The 20,425-nt window shown below is 40.8% G+C and carries 23 protein-coding genes; 9 read left to right on the forward strand and 14 right to left on the reverse strand.

All coding sequences use genetic code 11. The features are described 5' to 3' along the window. Nucleotides 1-39: 39 nt before the first annotated feature. From rpsC to rplC, 7 genes are read right to left on the reverse strand one after another with little or no spacing between them, the layout of a single operon-like run. Nucleotides 40-948 (reverse strand): 30S ribosomal protein S3, encoded by a 909-nt coding sequence (gene rpsC, locus AC1DRQ_RS18930; RefSeq protein WP_429400405.1) that lies wholly within the window; start codon nt 946-948, stop codon nt 40-42. A 6-nt stretch (nt 949-954) separates the two neighbouring features. Beyond that, nucleotides 955-1,383, reverse strand: a complete 429-nt coding sequence (rplV, locus tag AC1DRQ_RS18935; RefSeq protein ID WP_183556572.1) for a 50S ribosomal protein L22 — start codon at nt 1,381-1,383, stop codon at nt 955-957. 3 nt (nt 1,384-1,386) lie between these two features. Next, the gene (rpsS, locus tag AC1DRQ_RS18940; RefSeq protein WP_076377419.1) at nt 1,387-1,653 is read right to left on the reverse strand and encodes a 30S ribosomal protein S19; all 267 of its coding nucleotides are present in this window, start codon (nt 1,651-1,653) and stop codon (nt 1,387-1,389) included. Next, nucleotides 1,653-2,480 carry a 50S ribosomal protein L2 gene (gene rplB, locus AC1DRQ_RS18945; protein WP_429400404.1) on the reverse strand — a complete coding sequence of 276 codons (828 nt, stop codon included), beginning with the start codon at nt 2,478-2,480 and terminating at the stop codon, nt 1,653-1,655. The genes rpsS and rplB overlap by 1 nt, the downstream gene beginning before the upstream one ends. A gap of 7 nt (nt 2,481-2,487) precedes the next feature. Then, nucleotides 2,488-2,778, reverse strand: a complete 291-nt coding sequence (gene rplW / locus AC1DRQ_RS18950) for a 50S ribosomal protein L23 (RefSeq protein ID WP_429400403.1) — start codon at nt 2,776-2,778, stop codon at nt 2,488-2,490. Nucleotides 2,779-2,780: 2 nt separating this feature from the next. Then, on the reverse strand, nt 2,781-3,413 hold the full coding sequence (gene rplD / locus AC1DRQ_RS18955; protein ID WP_183556568.1) for a 50S ribosomal protein L4: 633 nt from the start codon (nt 3,411-3,413) through the stop codon (nt 2,781-2,783). Nucleotide 3,414: 1 nt separating this feature from the next. Then, nucleotides 3,415-4,032, reverse strand: a complete 618-nt coding sequence (rplC, locus tag AC1DRQ_RS18960) for a 50S ribosomal protein L3 (RefSeq protein ID WP_429400402.1) — start codon at nt 4,030-4,032, stop codon at nt 3,415-3,417. A gap of 510 nt (nt 4,033-4,542) precedes the next feature. Here rplC and AC1DRQ_RS18965 point away from each other — a divergent pair. Both AC1DRQ_RS18965 and AC1DRQ_RS18970 read left to right on the forward strand, forming a co-directional pair. Continuing rightward, a complete protein-coding gene (locus AC1DRQ_RS18965) occupies nt 4,543-5,964 on the forward strand; it encodes a C45 family autoproteolytic acyltransferase/hydolase (RefSeq protein ID WP_477426324.1) in 1,422 nt (473 codons plus the stop codon). A gap of 410 nt (nt 5,965-6,374) precedes the next feature. Continuing rightward, nucleotides 6,375-7,457 carry an acyltransferase family protein gene (locus tag AC1DRQ_RS18970; protein WP_429400400.1) on the forward strand — a complete coding sequence of 361 codons (1,083 nt, stop codon included), beginning with the start codon at nt 6,375-6,377 and terminating at the stop codon, nt 7,455-7,457. Nucleotides 7,458-7,563: 106 nt separating this feature from the next. Here the strand turns inward: AC1DRQ_RS18970 and AC1DRQ_RS18975 are convergent, their stop codons facing one another. The 3 genes from AC1DRQ_RS18975 to AC1DRQ_RS18985 form a co-directional block, all read right to left on the reverse strand. Beyond that, nucleotides 7,564-8,046: a hypothetical protein gene (locus tag AC1DRQ_RS18975; protein ID WP_477426327.1), complete on the reverse strand. Its 483-nt coding sequence runs from the start codon at nt 8,044-8,046 to the stop codon at nt 7,564-7,566. 105 nt (nt 8,047-8,151) lie between these two features. After that, nucleotides 8,152-9,006: an ATP-grasp fold amidoligase family protein gene (locus tag AC1DRQ_RS18980; protein ID WP_477426329.1), complete on the reverse strand. Its 855-nt coding sequence runs from the start codon at nt 9,004-9,006 to the stop codon at nt 8,152-8,154. 341 nt (nt 9,007-9,347) lie between these two features. Then, nucleotides 9,348-10,607, reverse strand: a complete 1,260-nt coding sequence (locus AC1DRQ_RS18985; RefSeq protein WP_477426331.1) for an NAD(P)-binding domain-containing protein — start codon at nt 10,605-10,607, stop codon at nt 9,348-9,350. Between the two features lie 132 nt (nt 10,608-10,739). Between AC1DRQ_RS18985 and AC1DRQ_RS18990 the strand changes: the two genes are divergently transcribed. Both AC1DRQ_RS18990 and AC1DRQ_RS18995 read left to right on the forward strand, forming a co-directional pair. Further along, complete coding sequence (locus tag AC1DRQ_RS18990; RefSeq protein ID WP_477426332.1) at nt 10,740-11,456, forward strand: hypothetical protein; 717 nt, start codon at nt 10,740-10,742, stop codon at nt 11,454-11,456. A 148-nt stretch (nt 11,457-11,604) separates the two neighbouring features. After that, a complete protein-coding gene (locus AC1DRQ_RS18995) occupies nt 11,605-12,228 on the forward strand; it encodes an NUDIX hydrolase (RefSeq protein ID WP_477426334.1) in 624 nt (207 codons plus the stop codon). Nucleotides 12,229-12,245: 17 nt separating this feature from the next. Here AC1DRQ_RS18995 and AC1DRQ_RS19000 read toward each other — a convergent pair whose 3' ends face one another. The 4 genes from AC1DRQ_RS19000 to AC1DRQ_RS19015 all read right to left on the reverse strand — a co-directional run bounded on the left by AC1DRQ_RS19000 (nt 12,246) and on the right by AC1DRQ_RS19015 (nt 15,867). Continuing rightward, entirely contained in the window at nt 12,246-12,947 is a 702-nt protein-coding gene (locus tag AC1DRQ_RS19000; RefSeq protein WP_429400394.1) for a peptidase associated/transthyretin-like domain-containing protein, read from the reverse strand. Nucleotides 12,948-13,211: 264 nt separating this feature from the next. Then, entirely contained in the window at nt 13,212-14,201 is a 990-nt protein-coding gene (locus tag AC1DRQ_RS19005) for a LiaI-LiaF-like domain-containing protein (RefSeq protein ID WP_477426336.1), read from the reverse strand. 87 nt (nt 14,202-14,288) lie between these two features. Further along, nucleotides 14,289-14,909: a PspC domain-containing protein gene (locus AC1DRQ_RS19010; RefSeq protein ID WP_477426337.1), complete on the reverse strand. Its 621-nt coding sequence runs from the start codon at nt 14,907-14,909 to the stop codon at nt 14,289-14,291. Nucleotides 14,910-15,162: 253 nt separating this feature from the next. Beyond that, a complete protein-coding gene (locus AC1DRQ_RS19015) occupies nt 15,163-15,867 on the reverse strand; it encodes an SDR family oxidoreductase (RefSeq protein ID WP_477426339.1) in 705 nt (234 codons plus the stop codon). A gap of 213 nt (nt 15,868-16,080) precedes the next feature. Between AC1DRQ_RS19015 and AC1DRQ_RS19020 the strand changes: the two genes are divergently transcribed. The 5 genes from AC1DRQ_RS19020 to AC1DRQ_RS19040 all read left to right on the forward strand — a co-directional run. Then, complete coding sequence (locus AC1DRQ_RS19020; RefSeq protein ID WP_429400390.1) at nt 16,081-16,812, forward strand: MlaE family ABC transporter permease; 732 nt, start codon at nt 16,081-16,083, stop codon at nt 16,810-16,812. Continuing rightward, nucleotides 16,809-17,561: an ABC transporter ATP-binding protein gene (locus AC1DRQ_RS19025; RefSeq protein WP_429400389.1), complete on the forward strand. Its 753-nt coding sequence runs from the start codon at nt 16,809-16,811 to the stop codon at nt 17,559-17,561. The genes AC1DRQ_RS19020 and AC1DRQ_RS19025 overlap by 4 nt, the downstream gene beginning before the upstream one ends. Before the next feature lie 111 nt (nt 17,562-17,672). Further along, nucleotides 17,673-18,560 carry a class I SAM-dependent methyltransferase gene (locus tag AC1DRQ_RS19030; RefSeq protein ID WP_477426342.1) on the forward strand — a complete coding sequence of 296 codons (888 nt, stop codon included), beginning with the start codon at nt 17,673-17,675 and terminating at the stop codon, nt 18,558-18,560. An 8-nt stretch (nt 18,561-18,568) separates the two neighbouring features. Beyond that, nucleotides 18,569-20,155: an N-acyl-D-amino-acid deacylase family protein gene (locus AC1DRQ_RS19035; RefSeq protein ID WP_477426344.1), complete on the forward strand. Its 1,587-nt coding sequence runs from the start codon at nt 18,569-18,571 to the stop codon at nt 20,153-20,155. Between the two features lie 61 nt (nt 20,156-20,216). Continuing rightward, on the forward strand, nt 20,217-20,425 hold a 209-nt coding region (locus AC1DRQ_RS19040), incomplete at its 3' end, for a hypothetical protein (protein ID WP_477426346.1).

The raw sequence follows: 20,425 nt of genomic DNA on the forward strand, positions 1-20,425 counted from the left end.
GCTTTTATATCGTTACGATATCTTCTTCTACTTTAATTATTATCTCTTTCCTGGACCACCCGGACGGTTGCCACCTTGGCCACCTGGGCGATTGCCACCTGGACCACCCGGACGGTTACCACCGCCACGAGGACCACCACTGTTACCACCCTGGCCCGGGCCACCACGACGATCACCGCCTGGTTTCCTGTCGCCACGGCGCTCGCCGCCACGTTCGCCACCGCGTTGGTTGTCACGTCCGCCAAATGCCGGAGCACCGTCTGGACGACCACCTTTACCGCTGTTGCTGCTTGTGCCGCCAATGTTTGGTGACAAATCACGTTTTCCGTAAACTTCGCCCTTGCAGATCCATACTTTAACACCTATTTTACCATAAGTAGTTAATGCTTCTGCTAATGCATAGTCAATATCAGCACGGAAAGTGTGCAAAGGAATTCTTCCTTCTTTATATTGCTCGCTACGTGCCATTTCAGCGCCACCTAAACGGCCTGATGTCATTACTTTAATTCCTTCAGCGCCCATTCTCATGGTTGAAGCAATTGTAGTTTTCATGGCACGACGGAAAGAGATACGTGCTTCCAGTTGTTTCGCGATACCTTCTGCAACTAATTGCGCATCAAGCTCAGGACGTTTGATCTCGAATATATTGATCTGAACTTCCTTTTTGGTAAGTTTTTTCAACTCTTCTTTGATCTTATCAACTTCCTGGCCGCCTTTACCAATCACAATACCCGGACGGGCAGTGTGGATAGTTACAGTAATGCGTTTTAATGTGCGTTCAATAACCACTTTTGATACACCACCTTTAGCTATACGAGCTGAAAGGTATTTGCGGATCTTTTCGTCTTCAACTAATTTGTCGGAGTAGTTGTTGCCACCGAACCAATTAGAATCCCATCCTCTGATGATTCCTAACCTGTTACCTATTGGATGTGCTTTCTGTCCCATTTCAAATTAATTATTATCGTTTTTACTATCCACAGTTAAGTGTACATGGTTTGAGCGTTTGCGTATGCGGTATCCTCTTCCTTGCGGAGCAGGGCGCAGTCTTTTTAACTGACGGCCACCACCTACTGAAACTTCTTTAACAAATAAGGCGCTATCTTCAACGCGTTTGCCTTCGTTTTTTGCTTCCCAGTTTTTAATGGCTGATAACAAAAGTTTCTCTACACGAATGGCAGCTTCTTTGTTAGTATATTTTAAAATGTACAACGCTTTCTCAACGTTTTCACCACGGATCAGGTCAACCACCAAACGCATTTTGCGTGGTGAAGTTGGACAGTTCTGTAGTTTGGCAACAGATGGACCGCCTTGCAGAGCTTTCTCTTGCTCTTTGCGTTGTCTGATCAATACAGACTTTTTGATTTTAGTTGTTGCTTCCATGCCTTATTTTTTCTTTTCTGCGTGACCGCGGAATGTACGGGTTGGAGCAAATTCTCCCAACTTGTGACCAACCATATTTTCTGTTACGTACACTGGTATAAACTTGTTACCGTTGTGTACTGCGAATGTGTGACCAACGAAATCAGGAGAGATCATGGAACGACGTGACCATGTTTTTACAACTGATTTTTTGCTTGATTCATTCAAGGTAAGAACTTTTCTTTCCAGGTTATGATCAATATAAGGTCCTTTTTTAATTGAACGTGCCATTATTTTTTCCTTCTTTCAATGATATAACGATCCGACCCTTTTTTCTTGTCACGGGTTTTGTAGCCTTTAGCTAATAAACCTTTACGTGAACGTGGATGACCACCTGAGGCTCTTCCCTCACCACCACCCATAGGGTGATCTACCGGGTTCATGGCTACACCACGAACTCTTGGTCTGCGGCCTAACCAGCGGTTGCGACCTGCTTTACCTAACACCGCGTTTGCTCTTTCGCCATTTGAAACGGTACCAATAGTTGCCAAACAAGTTGACAGTATCATACGTGTTTCGCCTGAAGGCAATTTGATGATGGCATATTTACCATCACGTGCTGAAAGCTGAGCATAGGTACCAGCGCTGCGGGCAATAATACCGCCCTGGCCAGGGTTTAACTCAATGTTGTGAATGATAGAACCCAGTGGAATGTTTTTCAAAGGTATAGTATTACCAACCTCTGGTGCTGCATTCTCGCCTGATAAAACTACCGTTCCAACTGTTAAGCCTTCCGGAGCTATCATATATCGTTTCTCGCCATCTACAAAATGTAGCAGTGCTATACGTGCAGAACGGTTAGGATCATACTCAATAGTTGCAACTCTTGCCGGGATATCAAACTTATTACGTTTAAAATCGATCAATCTGTATGCCTGTTTGTGACCACCACCTAAGTAGCGCATGGTCATTTTACCGCTATGGTTACGTCCGCCTGATCTTGTGTTGGCTGACACAACCAACGACTTTTCAGGAACGTTTGTTGTAATATCTGAATTAGATACGTCAACTCTGAAGCGGGTACCCGGGGTAACCGGTTTAAATCTCTTTACTGCCATGTCTTAATTATATATTGCTGTAAAAATCAATTGTTTCACCGTCCTTTAACGTAATGATCGCTTTTTTGTAAGTTGCAGCGCGGCCAGATACGGCGCCTGCCTTAGTGTTGCGAGTTTTAAGTTTGCCGACGTATTTCATAGTGTTTACTGCCTTAACAGTTACACCATACATTGCCTCAATGGCGCCTTTAATCTGAATTTTGTTTGCTCTGTGATCAACTTTGAAAGCATAACGGTTAAGTTTCTCGGTTAATTGAGTTACTTTTTCAGTAAGTAGGGGTTTCTTTAAAATTTCCATAATTACTTAGCTAATGCTTCCTCCAAAGTTTTAACAGCGCCTGTAGTTAATAACAGTTTGCCAGCGTTCAACACATCATAAGTGTTTAACTGCTCAACTGAAATAACCTTAGTTTTCTTCAGGTTTCTGCTTGATAAATACACATTGTTATTTTCGGCACCTGCTACTACTAATAATGTTTTATCATTAGTAACATTCAGGTCAGCCTCCATTTTAATGTAGTTTTTAGTTTTGATGCTATCAAAATTAAAATCTTCCAATACTAAAATGTTGTTATCTTTTGCTTTGTATGATAAAGCTGATTTACGGGCCAGTGATTTAAGTTTCTTGTTTAACTTGAAACTGTAATCGCGTGGTTGCGGACCGAAAACGCGACCACCACCATTAAATAATGGAGATTTTACGCTACCTGCACGGGCACCACCTGTACCTTTTTGTTTATATAATTTGCGGGTTGAACCTGCAATTTCGTTACGCTGTTTGGCTTTGTGTGTACCTTGACGCTGGTTAGCTAAATACTGCTTAACATCAAGATAGATCGCGTGATCGTTTGGTTCAATACCGAATACCGACTCAGGAAGTTGCACCTTGGCACCTGTTTCTTTACCTGATACATTTAATACGTTAACTTCCATCTTATTTATCCACTATTACGAATGAACCCTTAGCTCCGGGGATGGAACCTTTAACAACCAACAGATTCTGCTCCGCGAAAACTTTCACAACTTGTAAGTTCTGAACTTTTACACGACTGTTTCCGGTTTGACCCGCCATACGCATACCTTTAAATACACGTGATGGCCATGATGACGCACCTAAGGAACCCGGCGCACGTAAACGATTGTGCTGACCGTGAGTTTGCATACCCACACCACCAAAACCGTGACGTTTTACCACACCCTGAAATCCTTTACCTTTTGAAGTACCTACAACGTCAACAAAATCGCCAACCTCAAAGATCTCTACAGTGATGCTATCACCTAAGTTTTTTTGATCCTCGAAAGTTTTAAATTCAACGAGTTTACGTTTTGGAGTAGTACCGGCTTTTTGGAAATGGCCTTTTAACGGACCTGAAGTGTTTTTTTCCTTTTTGTCACCATATGCCAACTGTACAGCAGCATATCCGTCTGTATCCACAGACCTAACTTGTGTTACCACGCAAGGGCCAGCTTCGATTACTGTACAAGGAATATTCTTCCCTGTTTCATCGAAAATGCTGGTCATTCCTACTTTTTTACCAATAATTCCTGACATTTTCTTAATTTGTTTGTGCCCATCGAAGCAGTAGGGCTTCGTTCAAGGCATATTATTCCCCCCGAAAGGGACGGCAAAGATAGAAATTTTGTATTAATTGTCAAATAGTTAGCAAGTTATTTTTTTATAATTTTTATACACATGTTTTAGCAGGCCCTTTTCAGGTATTTATCTGGTGATTAAGCGGTTTGGTTTTGGCGCTAAAACAAGGGGTTTTTAAAGTTTATGCAGGGATAATAAAAACCGCGGCGTAAAAGGGCTTCTGAAATCTCCGCGCGTCATTGCTTCTCCTCACCACATCATTTGCGGAAGCCCCCTCTAAATCTCCCCCAAAAGGGGAGACTTTAAAAAGCATTTTAAAGCCCTCTCCTTTGGAGAGGGTTGGGTGAGGCTTCTTGCTTCGTACCGCAATGTGGTTAAAAGCCTTTCAATTATAACAGCCTTGCTTGCAGTCAATTCAGCAATCTTTTATTAAATTCAACTTTCCTTAACAACAAGCTGTAATTAAACATGAAAGCCATCGCCAAAACCATTGTTATTGTACTTATCACTGCCCTGTTTTTTAGCTGTAAACAAAATCCAACAGCAAACACCTCCAAACCTCATGACCGTATGGGTAAGGCCAGCCGCGAGGATAAAAACGGTTGGGTATACCTGCACCTTGCCGGTTCGCCGGCCGATATTGGCTACCAGCATGGATACCTATTATATAAGGAGATTGATACTTTACTCAAAGTGATGGAATATTATCTGCCTTATAGCAGCAAAAAAGACTGGACCTTTTACCGTAATGCATCCTCAAGGTTTTTATGGAAAAAGATTGATAAAGAATACCAGGACGAAATACGGGGTATCATGGAAGGTTTAAGGGCACGTGGTCTTAAATATGATACGCTGGACATTACCGCCCTGAATGCCAACATTGAACTGGCACAATACTATGTACCCGGCCTGATGAATAAAATTAAGCCAGGCAGCGGCGATAATAAGGCCCCCGGCAATTGCAGCGCCTTTATTGCTACCGGTCGTTATACTAAGGATGGCAAGATAGTAATAGGCCATAATAACTGGACAGACTATATTATAGGTGAGCGCTGGAATGTAATTGCCGATATAGTGCCCGAAAAAGGCAACCATATATTAATGGACTGCGCCCCGGGCTTTATACACAGCGGTGATGACTTTGTGGTAACCAGCAGCGGCATATTAATTACCGAAACCACCATTACCGGCTTTAAAGGTTTTGACACTACCCGTACACCTGAGTTTGTGCGCGCCCGCAAAGCCGCGCAATACAGTAAAAGTATCGACGATGTGATCAGGATCATGAGTACGGATAATAATGGCGGGTATGCCAACGACTGGCTGATAGGCGATACCAAAACCAACGAAGTGGCCAAACTGGAACTTGGCCTGAAAACATCTAAAGTTTGGCGGTCGAAAGATACCGCGATGATCGGCTCCAACTTTCCGAGCGATCCGGGATTGATTAAAGAGGAAACCACTTTTGATGTGAACGATAAAACCTCGTCGCCAAATGCACGCAAGCTGCGCATGGAAAAACTGGTTTGTTTGGATTATAAAGGAAAACTGGATGTGGAAAATGGTAAAATAATTGAGGGCGATACTTTTGACGCCCTGCAAGGCAAAAACGCGTTTAACCGCTGTATTATTGACGGCCACATTGATCAGGACCCTAAAGGATGCCCCGAATGGAGCGAAGGCCCTTATTTCCCGATGGGCGCTGTACAGGGAAAAGTGACCAGCACAGCTTTGGCCAATAAAATGCAGCTATGGGCACACATGGGTCACCCCGGCGGAACGGATTTCCTGGCTGCTCCCTTCTTTAAACAACACCCGGAATATAATTACCAGGCTAAATACCTCAGGGATATGAAGGCCTATCCATGGACGCTGTTTGCGGCTAAGTAAGAGACAGCGTGATACGAAAAACCTTGCTACGACAAGCATCCCGCTTGTGGTTATATATATTATTTTATACCTTGCGCCGGCAACACAAACGTCTGTTTTGGATAGCGGGGAGAATAAATTGATACCGCTAAATGGTTAATCGGTGTAACTTTAACACCATCCAAAACGTAAAAAAGCAATGTAATCCCTCCCTTCATCACCGGGCCGGTTACCTTCATTTAATGCAGTTGCAGCCGGTATTACCTGCTGCACGAAAAATAAAAGAAAAATGAATATACTGATTAAAAACAATGATATGCTAATTTAATGTGCCTTATCAATTCCCTTAAATGTTTCTGCAAGCAAAAGGGAACTTAATAAAGCAACAAATATTTATAAATAACCCTTTTACTCATTATTAACCTTATCACATGGGAGAAAATAGTAAAAGAATCTTTTCTTTAGATTACTTACGGGGCTTAGCAGCTTTAGGAGTAATGCTGTTCCATTACCACACATGGATGTTTGGCAGAGAAGATTCTCATTCAGTGGCTACAAAATTAGGTATGTACGGTGTAGAAATATTTTACATCCTAAGCGGACTAACCCTTTACCTTGTATACAAGCGATCCATTTATAACTCAAAGATATTCCTTCAGGATTTTTTTGTTAAGCGGCTTTTCCGGATATTTCCATTGCTTTGGCTAACAATTATCTTATCGATCGTGGTAAGGCGTTTAACACCAGATCTTCTTAGTATTTTCTGTAACGTAACCGGTTTGTTTGGTATCATAGAAAGGCGCTCATACATTCCCCAGGGAGCATGGTCAATAGGCAATGAATTGGTGTTTTATGTTTTCTTTCCCTTCCTGTTGTTTTTATTAACCTACCAAAAGAAGTTTTTTTACCTTGCTTGTTTAATCTTTTTCGGGATATTTTTATACTTTTCTTTTAGTACACTGAGTACTAATGATACCATCGAAAATCAATGGTTAATTTATATTAATCCCTTTAATCAGGCATTTTATTTTATTGCAGGCATTCTGTTAGGTTACTTATTTGAAAACATAAATATTGAAACAAAGTATAATGTTGGCATCCTTATAGCAAGTGTTATTATTTTTATTGCCTACCCGGTTCATGGCAACAGAATATTTTTAGCTACAGGATTTACAAGGATTTTATATTCGGTTTTGAGTATTGCGATATGCTTTTCGTTTTATAAAAACAAAATTGTCTTCCCATCTTTTGTTCATAATCCTTTAGCTAAATTAGGTGAAATGAGTTACTCACTTTACCTGGTTCATCCAATTGTTTATTTTGCATATAAACGGGTACCGATACCAAAAGGGATTCCTTATTATGCGGCGGTTAAAATAACTTTACTTGTACTTACCATTATTTTTACTTTTTACCTGAGCGGAATTATTCATAAATACTTTGAGACTTATTTTATTAAGAAAGGCAAAGCATTTATGTCCTATTTGAAAAAGCCTGTCCAGGTTGAAGCATAATAAAGCTTTGCATACCCATTTGGCGTGAGTATACATTAAAGGAGGAACAGGCTATACATAACCCCTTACCGGAGCCAGGCAGGTGGCATTTTGAGGTATCGCGAAACTATTTCTTGATAACTATTATAGTTTTATTTGAGTTTACTATAGCTGCTTCTTTATTTACCTGAACTTTTATTACCGCGTCATTACTGCTGCATTCCGTTTTTATCCTTTCAAGTGTACTCACTACGGTATCTGTTTTAAGACCTTTGATTTTTATATAACAAGTATCCGATACCTTGCTAAATGGAATAATATATACAAAATGGCTCTCAGTGCCGGTATTTGTTCTTTGGGGCGGCGAAATGGAATCTAATTTATTCTCGTGGGTTTTGAACACAATTTTAATATCATTTAATGAATAAGCGGGCGATGGTGAAAAGAAAAGATCAGTCCCTGTATTTTTATCAATCACCTGGAAATTAAAGGAGGGCAAAATTAAAGCTACCGGAACTAACAAGCAGTTTGATTTTTCCTTATTTTTTGAACAGGAAATAAAGGTTAGCAAAAGAAATAGACCAACGCAAGGTTTGTATAGGTTTTTCATAGACGGTTTAGTATTAACGGTTTTGATAAGGGGGGGGGTATATCTATCTTACGTTAATAATCTATGATACGTAACAGTTGGTCATATATTTTGCCAACACAGGTCTCAAATCTTTCTGTTACAGTATTTATCCCAATAATCGAGCATTAGCTTTCGTCCAAAATTGGTGAAGCCACGCCCCATGCCGGGGGTTGGCGTAAACTCTCCAAATACCGCGCCCCTATCTGTGGCATAAAAATCAATTCTAACAAAAATCTCGTAACATTTGCTCAATGCTTTTGCCTGTTGCAGTATTTCTTGTAAACACGTTGGTGGAGGGGTGTATTCCCCATGCGGATAAATTTTGTTAATTGATTCAATTTGCTCCCATTGCTCATTGTAATAAGTGCAATCTCCGGTATTCGGACTAAATCTGTTAACTACATTAATGCAGGCAACTTCGCCATTAAAGCAAAATACCTTGTAATCCTTCAGAATTTTTTGTTCACCCTGCTCATTTTTCAAAAATTCCTCAATTAAAAAATGGAGGTGCTCGTTTTTATCAATCGCTTGCTGTAAAACAGCCTTTAATTCATTAGGCGAATAGTTTTTTTTGTCGAACAGGTTATAGCCATTTTTTATCAGGAATACGAGCTTTGACGAATGACCAATAGTTGGCCTGATAACATAATTTTCAGGAAGAAGATCAAAGTTAATGTCCTTTACATTTCTGCCGCTCCAATATAACTCTGGCACCTTACAGTTATGCGCCAGGGCAAAATTCCTTGAATTATGTTTATTACTTAATCTTCTTTGCCAATTTTCAACGTTTTTCCATTTCTCCAGCGGATCGTCTGCAGTCATTAAAGTATTCCTGACATTTTCGGCTTCGGGGTCTTGCCAAAATTTTTTGTGCCTGGTTTTAATTCTTGCACGAAGCAGGTCCATATCGTACAAATAGCTACTAATAAATGCAAGCATAAGGTTAATTAGTATTTAATATAGGGTGATTTTGAACATAGAGAGGGTATAACAGGCACTCTCAACTGTAGTTAATCGTATTTAATATACCATTCTTGACTATTAGGTCTTAATTAAGATGTAATTAATTGAAATTATTCAAAATATTCCTAATTCTCTAAGAACGGACTGCGATTAGAAGAAAGTGTTCGGGATTGCTCAGATTTTGTTCAGGTTTTTCACAAGAAACTGAACATGTCAAAATAAGCCTTAAATAAAAGAAGGTCAATATATCCGCCCGTGCCTGGCATTTTCACAGCAATCATAATTCCGAAATCGAACATCCGAAATCCAAAATCCCATTACTCCATCATCAGCCTTCTGATCAGCTCGGCGCTTTGTTTCTTCCCTTCTTCCAGTCGTCCATCAAAAAAGGCCTGTACATCGTTAAAATGTTTTTTGTAGCCTTCCATATCGCCATACCCTATTATTGACGACCATTCCCGCACTGCCGAATGGAATTCCAGATCGTCGCCACGGATGGTTTTATCATATAGCGCGGTTTCAATTGATTCTTCCAGCAGTTCCTCATTCTTGAACAGGTATTCGGCAATACCCAGCCGCAAGCGGAATGGCGGCGTTTGGCAAATGAGGTTATCATAAGGATTTACACCCAGGTGGTACCAGGCATCAACCATACTTAATATACTTAAATGCGAATTGGGCTTTTGCTGCTCGGGCTTTTGCGACAAGGAAAACTCCTTCATCACGGTATCACTCAGCATTATGGGCTTGCGGCTTTCGTGAAAAACAAAATCGCGGGCACGGTACAGCCGCTCCCTGAAGGCTTTGGCCTCTTCTTTGATCATCAGCTTAAACAGTTCTGATTCGGATTCGGCATAGCGCTTTACCTGCTGTTTGGCATAAGGGTTCAGTATGGCCAAACCGGCATACACGTGCGCCTTATAACTGAATATGCGCAGCGTGGTCAGTATTTTCACATTGTCGATACCCCCCACATAGGATGCGTTTTCCCAGGGGAAAAACCCTGCGGATTTCCACGCCGTGCCCATACTTTCGAAACCAACGTGGGTTACCGCCTGTGTATCGGCCACAATTTTATCATGCTCGTGGTAGTCTGCAATTTCTACAATATTGCTTCCTATAGCGGTAAAAAGGTCATACATGCGCTGGTAAGCGTCGGGGCTGGTACGGTGAGGTATCAGGATCAGGGTTTGCCCTTTAGGTTCAAAACCGGGTCCGTGCATACCATGAAAAGTAACGATCTGGGTATCGGCAGGCAGATATTTTTCAAAGGTAATTATCTCGGGGTGTTTTACCGAAGTTTGCCCGGCTACAATGGCGCCGTACTTGGTTAAAGGGCCACACTCTGCCACTACCTGCTCCATTTTATCAGCCTCCACCGAGTAAATGATTAGGTCATTGGTTCGGGCTACATCCCTCCCATTATCCATTATAGTTATTTTATAAGGAGTAAGCTCTTCTTCCAGCTTGTCGCGGTTTTCGGGTAAATCGCACCCACAAACAGTATAACCTGCTTTTGCAAAGGCCTTGGCGTATAAACGCCCCATATCGCCCAGGCCAATAATACCTATATTCATGCCGCTAATATAACCATGAGTAGCAAAATTACGTACGAAAGCTTACATTAGCGTTCGTAAACCGCAGGATATTATAATAAAAACCAAAAAAATCCTGTTTTGTTAACATTTAGATACCTAATTTTACATTTGATGAACAAACATTTTTTATTCAGTATTTGTGTTTTAATGATCGTTTTTTTAGGCAGTGTTAACCGTGGCTTTTCACAGGATACCACAAAAAAAACCGGCAGTGTAAAATCTGCTGCTATAAAACCCAGTACTGCGAAACCCGCCTCCGTACCCCCATCAACAGTCAATAAATATGTGATGCCAAAGGCTACCAAGGCAGATTCGGCATTGGTTAAGGATAAATCACTTAACGGGCAGTACAAATACCTGGTAAGCAAGCTATACCATTATCAGGAACCCCTGGCATCGGCCTTATGGAAAAACATGCGCGACACGTTAAATACTGAGCGCCGTAAACTTGCAGCGGCTGAGGCTAAGCTTGATGCTCAAACAAAGGATATTGCCAGCCTTAAAACTGATGTAACTACTAAAGACCAAACACTTTCAGAATCAAACGCCAAGCGCGATGAAATAAGCCTTTTAGGTATTGCATTAACCAAAGCCTCTTATAATTTACTCATGTGGGGACTGGTTATCGCGTTTGGTGTTATTGCAGCTATTGTTATTGCCCGCTCGGGCGCGCATAGTCGCGAAGCCAAATACAGGATAAAACTGTACGAAGAACTGGACGAAGAATATAAAGCCTACAAATCAAAGGCTAACGAAAAAGAAAAGAAACTGGCCCGCGAGCTGCAAACCGAGCGTAATAAGCTTGATGAGCTATTAGGCAGAGGATAGTTTCTCACCTTTGGATATAAACAAAACAGTCATGCTGAACTTGTTTCAGCACCCCACATGCAAAGCTACGCTTTGAATGCAACTCACTTAGCATGTGGGATCCCGAAATAAATTCGGGATGACGGTTCATTTTACTTTTTTCCTTTTTATGAATAACAGCGAGCTTTTAACCCTCATTACCCAGTTAAGATCTGTTGCCGATATTGGTTTATTATATGCCAAAAACGAATACGATATAGAGCGTTATACCGAACTGCAGCACATTAGTACTCAAATGCTGGATAAGGTTACAGACTTTGGCACGGAAACCATTAAGATGCTTTTTCCTCAAGCACAGGACTACCCTACTGCCAAAGTTGACATCAGGGGTATTTTATTATCACCTGATAACAAAATACTGCTGGCCCGTGAAAGTACAGATGGCAAATGGTCGTTACCGGGTGGCTGGGGCGATATTGGTTATAGCCCTAAAGAGGTTATTATAAAAGAATTTAAGGAAGAGACCGGCCTTGATATTATTCCTAAAAGATTACTGGCCATATTTGATAAAAAAATGCACCCGCATCCACCACAACCATTTTACGTTTATAAAATGGTTTTCTTTTGCAAAACAATATCATTAACCCTTAATAAAGGTTTTGATGTGCTTGATGTACAATATTTTGATATTGATCAACTGCCTGAGCTATCTGAGGACCGCATATTAAAAAGTCAGATAGAATTGCTTTACCACAAAGTCATATCAGGCGATACAAGCGTCCAGGTAGATTAGTATGACCCAATCCCTCCTTATTGCAAACTCTTTCCGGTACTGGTGAGTTTTGGTAACGAACGTTTATTGGCAGGCAGGGCCATGAATTTTTTGTAGGAGTCGTTGATATATACTGTTAACGATTCGCCGTTGTTGTTTTTCAGGAACGCGTAAGTAGGCCGGTAAAGGGTCATAAAGTTTTCAAGCTCCATGCCGCGCAGGGGTACCAGGCTTTCAACATAAGTAACATTAAACACTTCGTCAACATGCCTTTCTTCTTCTTCGCGTTTAAAGTATTTTTTTAACCGGCGGGCATCACGGGCATCTTTACTGAACCATGAGGATGGCGAAAGCGGGTAAACCTTACTCCTGGTGTAAACCTCCGGATATTCCTTATGCGCGTCAAACGATTCCTTGGTTGAGGTAATATTAACCTGCCTCAAAGTGATCATCTTTGTAACCATCTCCACTCTTTTAGGAGCCAGATCAGTTATGTATAAGGTATCAGATATATAACCCGGCGAATCGAATATCAATGTATGTCCGGTTTCGGTACGTATAGAAAAATTACCCTTATCATCGGTAATGGTTATTTGCTTATTGTTATTGTCGCGTATAAAAACATCAGGCATCCTGTTGCTTTTGCCCGACTCATAAACCGTACCCTTTAACGTATTTTGAGCGTTTACGGTACCCCCTAAAAAAAGGGCGGCAATCAATACAAGGAATATATGTTTCATAGCAGATCAATTAAGCTGTAAAATAAACCTATTTTTTGTAATAATGGTTTTGAATTTAACACTTTTAAACGCGCTATATAAATTAATGACAAAAAGTTGAAGTAAAGGAGATACAAGCTATCTATAAATTATCAGGCCATTCCAAATCAGCTTCGGCATCACATGACCATATTTTAAGTTACAAATATACAAAAGCCGCCCCATGATGATCATGAAGCGGCCTGTAAAATATATGTTATGCTGTCCCGGTATCGGTTAGATAAATTAATATCTGTTCACTTTAAAATCAGATACACCACCACTCATGTGAATGTATATTTTGTTTTTTGCAGCATCAAAGCCTGGGGTTTCATATAGGCTATTATCCTTTTTATCAAACCCTTCAAACTCATTTGACGATAGACCTGAATTTGTACGGATACTACAGGCTGCTTCTTTTGGAACACTGATATTCACTTCTGATACCCCGGTTGAAACCTCAACGTTTGTGTTCACCAAAGGATTGCCCAGCTTCACATCAAACGATGCTGCACCACCCTTTAAAGTTAAGTTTTTTATTTTAAATTTCGAAAGGTCAAAATCAAGTTTAGTTGCTCCGGTTTCCACATTAATATCCCAAACCGGATTGGCGTTCAATTTAATATCCGCCAGATTTGATTTATTATCGTCTGAGTCAAAATGCCAGCCTTTATTATTTTTCATTTTCAGGTTTAATACATAAACAGAGTCTTCCTTAGTAGAGTTAAACTCATATTTACCATAAAACTCCTTTGTTTCGGCTTTAAAAAGCTGGCTGGTGGTATCATTTAAAGTGTAGGTAGTGCCGCCACCACTTATATTAAGGCGTGCCAGTTTAGCATCCGCAGTATAGTCCTTATTAAAAACGCTGCTTCCCTGTATTTTTACAACGCCATGATCGGTGTTGGTACTGTCGTTATCGTCGACATCATCATCGCTGTTATCACGATCATCGTTATAATGAAAGTTATAAGCACCGGGCCAAAAACTATAACGTTCAAAGTGTCCGAACAGCAGCAATCCGAAACCTAATACCACTACGCTCAATTTTAAAATAGTGGCCCATGCCGATTTGTTATTGGCAAAAACAAGGTTAACACCACCCATAATTAAAAATATAGGCCAAAGATGGATGACGTTCATCCAATGGAAATCAATATACCCGAAGTTATTAAGCAGGAATATGGCCCCTATACATACCAGGATAGCACCCGGAACTAATTTATCGTTTCTCATTTCAATATTTTTTTAGTTGTTGTAATGCATCATGAGCTATCCTTACCTTCGTTTAGGAGAGCGATAGCTCATGATAGTTCCATGGTACTATACCGTGGGCGGAGTATTAGTTGGTGGATTGTTTAAATTATCTTCGTCCTTAGCAATGTTATCCTCTTTCTTCAGGGTATCATCCTTAACCTCTTCTTTATTAGGGGTATCTTGATTAGCAGTATCTTGCCAGTTATCTCTTTCCCATGGCCGTTTTTTTTGACCTGATACCATTATTGCAAAACCTATAACTACTAAAATAACAGGCCATAATTTACCCATGTGCCAAAACCTAAAAAGGTGCAGCTCATGCAGCAGGAATGATGCTCCTATAAAAATCAATATTACACCAATAATAAGCCCGGCGGTTGACGCACCTTTTTTCTTGGGCACATTCCCTTCAAAAGGGTTACCCTGCTGTGGCTGATTACCAAATGGGTTAAAAGGCTCCTGTGGTGGTACTCTATAGTCGACACCCGGATTATAAAAGTTGTAATCTTTTTTGGGCAGTACTATCCATAAAACTATGTAAACCATTAAGCCGGTGCCCATAAATATAAACGTAAGTAAAAACAGGGCCCGTACAATGGCTATATCTATATCAAAATAGTCGGCAAGACCCGCGCAAACACCGCCTATGACCTTTCGGTGTTCATCGCGATAAAGTTTCTTTTCCATGATCTGTTAAATTGTGGTGATTTATTGCTCAAATGTGCTAACTACAATCATTTTATAGTACTACTTTTAGGTGAAAGTAACCAAACTTTCGGTAAACTACCTAAAAACAGCGACGAACGAGTACGCTTTTAGCTACATATTTCCTATACACTGGTAAAAGCCGATCGCGTTGTTTTATCAGGCAAATAAATTAGTTGCCAGCTATGTAAACAAGAGCGAATATTTCTGTAAATAAATTGTTTTGAATTGGTTATTATAACTGGCCTGGCGCAGGTTTAATAATTATCTCGTCAACATTGGCTCCCGCGCTCATATTATATATATTGACGATCACTGATGCTATATCTTCTGGTAACACCATGGTGTCTTTATCAACCACCGCGTCTTTCCATGAATCCGTTAACGTTGACCCGGGAATTACTGCGGTTACCTTTACACCATGATCCTGCATTTCAAGCCGCATTACCTTTGTTAGACCTAACAGCGCATACTTTGTTACACTGTACGTACCAGCCTGTGGGAAAGGGTTTAAGGAGGCTACAGAACATATATTAAAGAAGTGACCTTTGCGTGCGGCTATCATCGTTTTACCAAAAAACCGGTACAATTCATAGGTAGGCATCAGGTTGGTGTTTAATTGCTTTTCAAAATCCACAACGCTTTCATCCAGTATGCTGCCAGGACTAAACATACCAAGACTATTTACTACAATATCAATAAAACCTAATTCCTGCTGCGCACCTGAGGCAAATTTGAGCAATTCGGCTTTGTTACTGCCATCAGCCACCTGCGCAAAAACTTTAATATTGGGGTTGATGCTAAGCAGTTCATCTTTAAATTTTAATAATTCTTGCTCATTGCGTGAACAAATTGCCACGTTTATTCCTTCATTAGCAAAAGAAATTGAAATAGCGCGGCCCATGCCTTTTGTTGAACCTGTAATAAGGGCGTTCTTCATATTGTATTTTGTGTTTTATGACTATTCTTTTTTTAACCAGCTTCAGAAATATTGAGCTGATTTTTTTTGATCATGGTTGAAGCTTTATGCTGCTAATTTACGTAAGCAATAGTTGATAGCTTACAAAATTTGATATTTAAATTAACTCAATTGCCGCAAGCAGCAAAGCTTATTGGTAAAAAACGTATTTTTAACCGATTTTTATAAAAGCAGATGTTCTATAGTTTAGGAAAATATATACTCTTATTGCGTTTAAGTTTCAGAAAACCTGAAAAGTTCAGTGTTTACTGGAGCGAAGTAATGCGCGAAATGGTTTCAGTTGGCATAGGCTCGTTGGGTATTATTGCCATCATTTCGGTATTTATTGGCGCGGTGGCAACTATTCAAACCGCGTTTCAGCTGGTGAGCGATTTTATCCCAAAAACAATTGTAGGCGGTATCACCCGCGATTCAACCATACTGGAGTTTAGCCCCACTATTTCGGCGCTGGTACTGGCTGGCCGCGTAGGTTCAAGTATGGCATCGCAAATTGGCACCATGCGCGTAACAGAACAAATTGACGCTTTAGAGATCATGGGTGTAAATGCTCCCGGATATTTAATATCGCCTAAAATTATAGCAGGCGTAACCATGATACCTTTATTAGTTATAGTATCGGTAATTTTGGGTTTAACAGGGGGATATATAGCTTGTGCTGCATCAAACGACGTTTCAACTGCCGATTACGTAACCGGACTAACCGATGGCTTTAACCCGGTTATTGTTACAGTATGTGCTGTTAAATCAATATTTTTTGGATTCATTATCACTTCTATCTGCTCATATCAGGGTTTTTATACCAACGGCGGATCGCTTGAAGTTGGTCAGTCGGCAACGCGCGGAGTTGTTTTCAGCTGTATCATGATATTATTTGTGGATCTGGTTATTTCACGCGTGCTCCTATGATCGAAGTTAAAGATATCTATAAAACATTTGGCGATAACGAAGTACTTAAAGGTATAAGCGCTATTTTTAAACCAGGCAAAAACAACCTGATCATTGGTGGTTCCGGATCGGGTAAAACTACCTTGCTAAAGTGCATTGTTGGTTTACATGCTCCCACCAGCGGTGATGTACTTTTTAATGGGGAGAACTTTACCGATATGGATTTTGAACAAAGGGTACCCATCCGCACCCAAATAGGGATGCTTTTTCAAAACTCGGCCCTGTTTGATTCTATGACGGTTGAAGAGAACATCATGTTCCCGCTTAACCTGTTTACCAACCAATCAAAAGCCGAAAAATTAGATCGTGCCAACTTTTGCCTGAAACGGGTTAACCTGACCGGTAAAAATAAACTTTATCCGGCCGAGCTATCAGGAGGGATGAAAAAGCGCGTGGGTATTGCCCGGGCCATATCCATGCAGCCAAAATATTTATTTGTTGATGAGCCAAACTCAGGACTCGATCCCAGAACATCCATCCTGATTGATGAACTGATCAATGAACTGACCGAAGAATACCAGATTACTACCGTAATTGTTACCCACGATATGAACTCGGTAATGGGCATAGGTGAGCACATCATATTTTTGCACCAGGGTAAAAAATGGTGGGAAGGCAGTAACAAGGAAATTGCCCATACCGATAATCAGGAACTGAACGACTTTGTATTCGCCAGTAAATTCATGCAGGCAGCAAAAGCTAAGCTTTGATCTGTTACGGGGAGCGTGGTTCGTGTAGCGTGTTAAATTAGCTTTAGTATTTTATTATATTTGCACGCAAAAAATCCGGCCACCGGCAACACGCATCCCGAACCCAAAAAAATGATCCAACTATTAACACCAACGCACTGGAAAGATTACGAACTGATTGATTGCGGCGATTTTGAAAAGCTGGAGCGCTTTGGAAATATTGTACTGATAAGGCCCGAACCACAGGCTGTTTGGAGTAAAGGCTTACCCCCTTCCGAGTGGCAGCGTTTACACCATATTAAATTTAAAGGCCGCTCTGCTACAGCTGGCGACTGGATTAAAAAAGACCAGAAAATACCCGACCGCTGGCATATTGAATATAAGAACAAAGATGCAGCCATTAAATTCAGGCTGGGCTTAACTTCATTTAAACACCTCGGTATTTTCCCTGAACAGGCTGTTAACTGGGATTACATTACCCAAAACATCAAAAAGTTTAAAACCCCATCACCCAAAGTACTTAATCTGTTTGCTTATACCGGCGGCGCATCATTAATTGCGCAGGCGGCGGGTGCCGATACTACCCATGTCGACTCTATAAAACAAGTGGTTACCTGGGCCAATGAAAACCAGGAGATCTCGGGTCTGAGCAACATCCGTTGGGTAGTGGAAGATGCGCTTAAGTTTGTAAAACGCGAACTTAAACGCGGCAAAAAATATAACGGCATCATCCTTGACCCACCGGCATACGGCAATGGCCCCAATGGCGAAAAGTGGAAACTGGAAGACAACATCAACGAAATGATGGCTGATGTAATTCAACTACTCGACCCGGAAGAACATTTCCTGATCCTGAATACATATTCGCTTGGCTTCTCATCAGTTATTATTGAAAATCTGATCAAGAGCGCTTTCCCTAAAGTAGAAAACCTGGAGATCGGCGAACTTTACCTGCAAGCTACAGCAGGTTCAAAGCTACCCCTGGGAGTTTTTGGAAAATTCTTTAAAACCCGTTCATAATTTAAAGCATGATCAAAAGCAGGCTGTATACAGTATTAATAGTACTTATATCTGCAAGTAGCTGTGCACAACAGCATTTTGATATCATACTTAAAAACGGAAAAATAATTGATGGTGCCGGCAATCCCTGGTTTTATGGCGATGTGGGCATTAATAAAGATAAGATCATCAGCATCGGCGATCTATCCAAAAGCAAAGCCGACAAAACCATTGATGCCTCCGGTTTAATAATTGCCCCCGGTTTTATTGATGTACATACCCACATTGAGGGCGATGAAAAGAAAACCCCAACCGCCGATAATTTTATTTATGATGGCGTAACTACGGTGATCACCGGTAATTGCGGTACTTCAAATATCAACATTAGTAAATACTTTAAATTGTTGGATAGTATTAAGCTATCTGTAAATGTGGCAACCCTTATAGGCCATAATGATGTGCGCGAAGCAGTTTTAGGCAAAGCCGCGGTAACACCAAATGAGCAACAGTTACAAAAAATGCAGGCCATTGTTGAGCAAGCCATGCGCGATGGCGCCATGGGTTTCTCCACAGGTTTAATTTATACGCCGGGCTTATATTCCAAAACACCCGAAGTTATTGCCTTAGCAAAGGCGGCAGCCAAATATCATGGCGTGTATACTTCACATATGCGTAATGAATCGGACAAAATATTTGATGCCATAGCCGAAGCTATTGATATTGGCAGGCAGGCAAATATGCCGGTAGAGATCTCGCATTTTAAAGTTGGTTTGCCTAATTGGAACCGATCTGGCGAGATGATTGCTATGGTTGAACAGGCACGCAAGGAGGGTTTGGATGTAACGGTTGACCAATATCCATATACCGCAAGCAGCACCACTTTGAATGTATTACTGCCCGACTGGCTGCAGGATGGCGGTCATGATGCGGTATTAAAACGACTGAATGATCCGCTGATACACCAAAAGGTGGTTACGGAGATGATAGCCGATATGAAGAGACGTACCCGTAATCATTTTGATTACGCCGTAGTTGCTCATTGCGATAGCGATTCGTCCATCAACGGGAAAAACATTATGCAGATCAATATAGATAAAGGCCAGCCCTCAACTATACCTAATGAAATTGAAACTATCCTTGATATTACTAAAATTGGCAGCGCATCTATGGTATTTCATGGTTTAAATGAGGCCGATGTTGAAAACATCCTTCGGTATCCGTTCACCATGGTAGCATCAGATTCAGGCATTCGTTTATTTGGAGCAGGCGTTCCGCATCCCCGCGGTTACGGAAGCAATGCCCGGGTATTGGCTTATTATGTACGCGAGAAAAATATTATCAGATTAGAAGATGCCATACGAAAAATGACCTCATTACCTGCACAAAAATTCCATATCACCAATCGCGGATTGTTACAGCCGGGCATGTTTGCAGATATTGTTATCTTTGACGCCGGCACGGTAAAAGATCAATCAACTTTTGAGCATCCCCACGCCTATTCAACTGGTTTTAAATACGTTTTGGTAAACGGAAACATAACTGTTGATAATTTTAAACACATTGGTACCAGAAAAGGTGTTATTTTGCACGGCCCCGGGTATCAACAGAATAATTAATAAGTTATGGCGTTTTGTTAAGCGCGGCAAATAAAAACACACAAATTATCTCACCATTATAATGAAACATTTTTTCCTTTCTGCCTCAGTTCTTTTTTTATCAATCACCCTGCTTACTAGTTGCGATCAAAGTAATGGTACAAGCAAGCCAGACAGCAAACAATCAGCTAAAGCTGATTCTGCCAAAGGCGAAACGGAAGATTCGCTTAGCGAAGTAAAATCAAGCTATCCGCCTTTGGATAAAAAGCTTTATGATTCCTTATTAGTATT

The sequence above is a fragment of the Mucilaginibacter sp. P4_E8 genome (assembly GCF_056401495.1).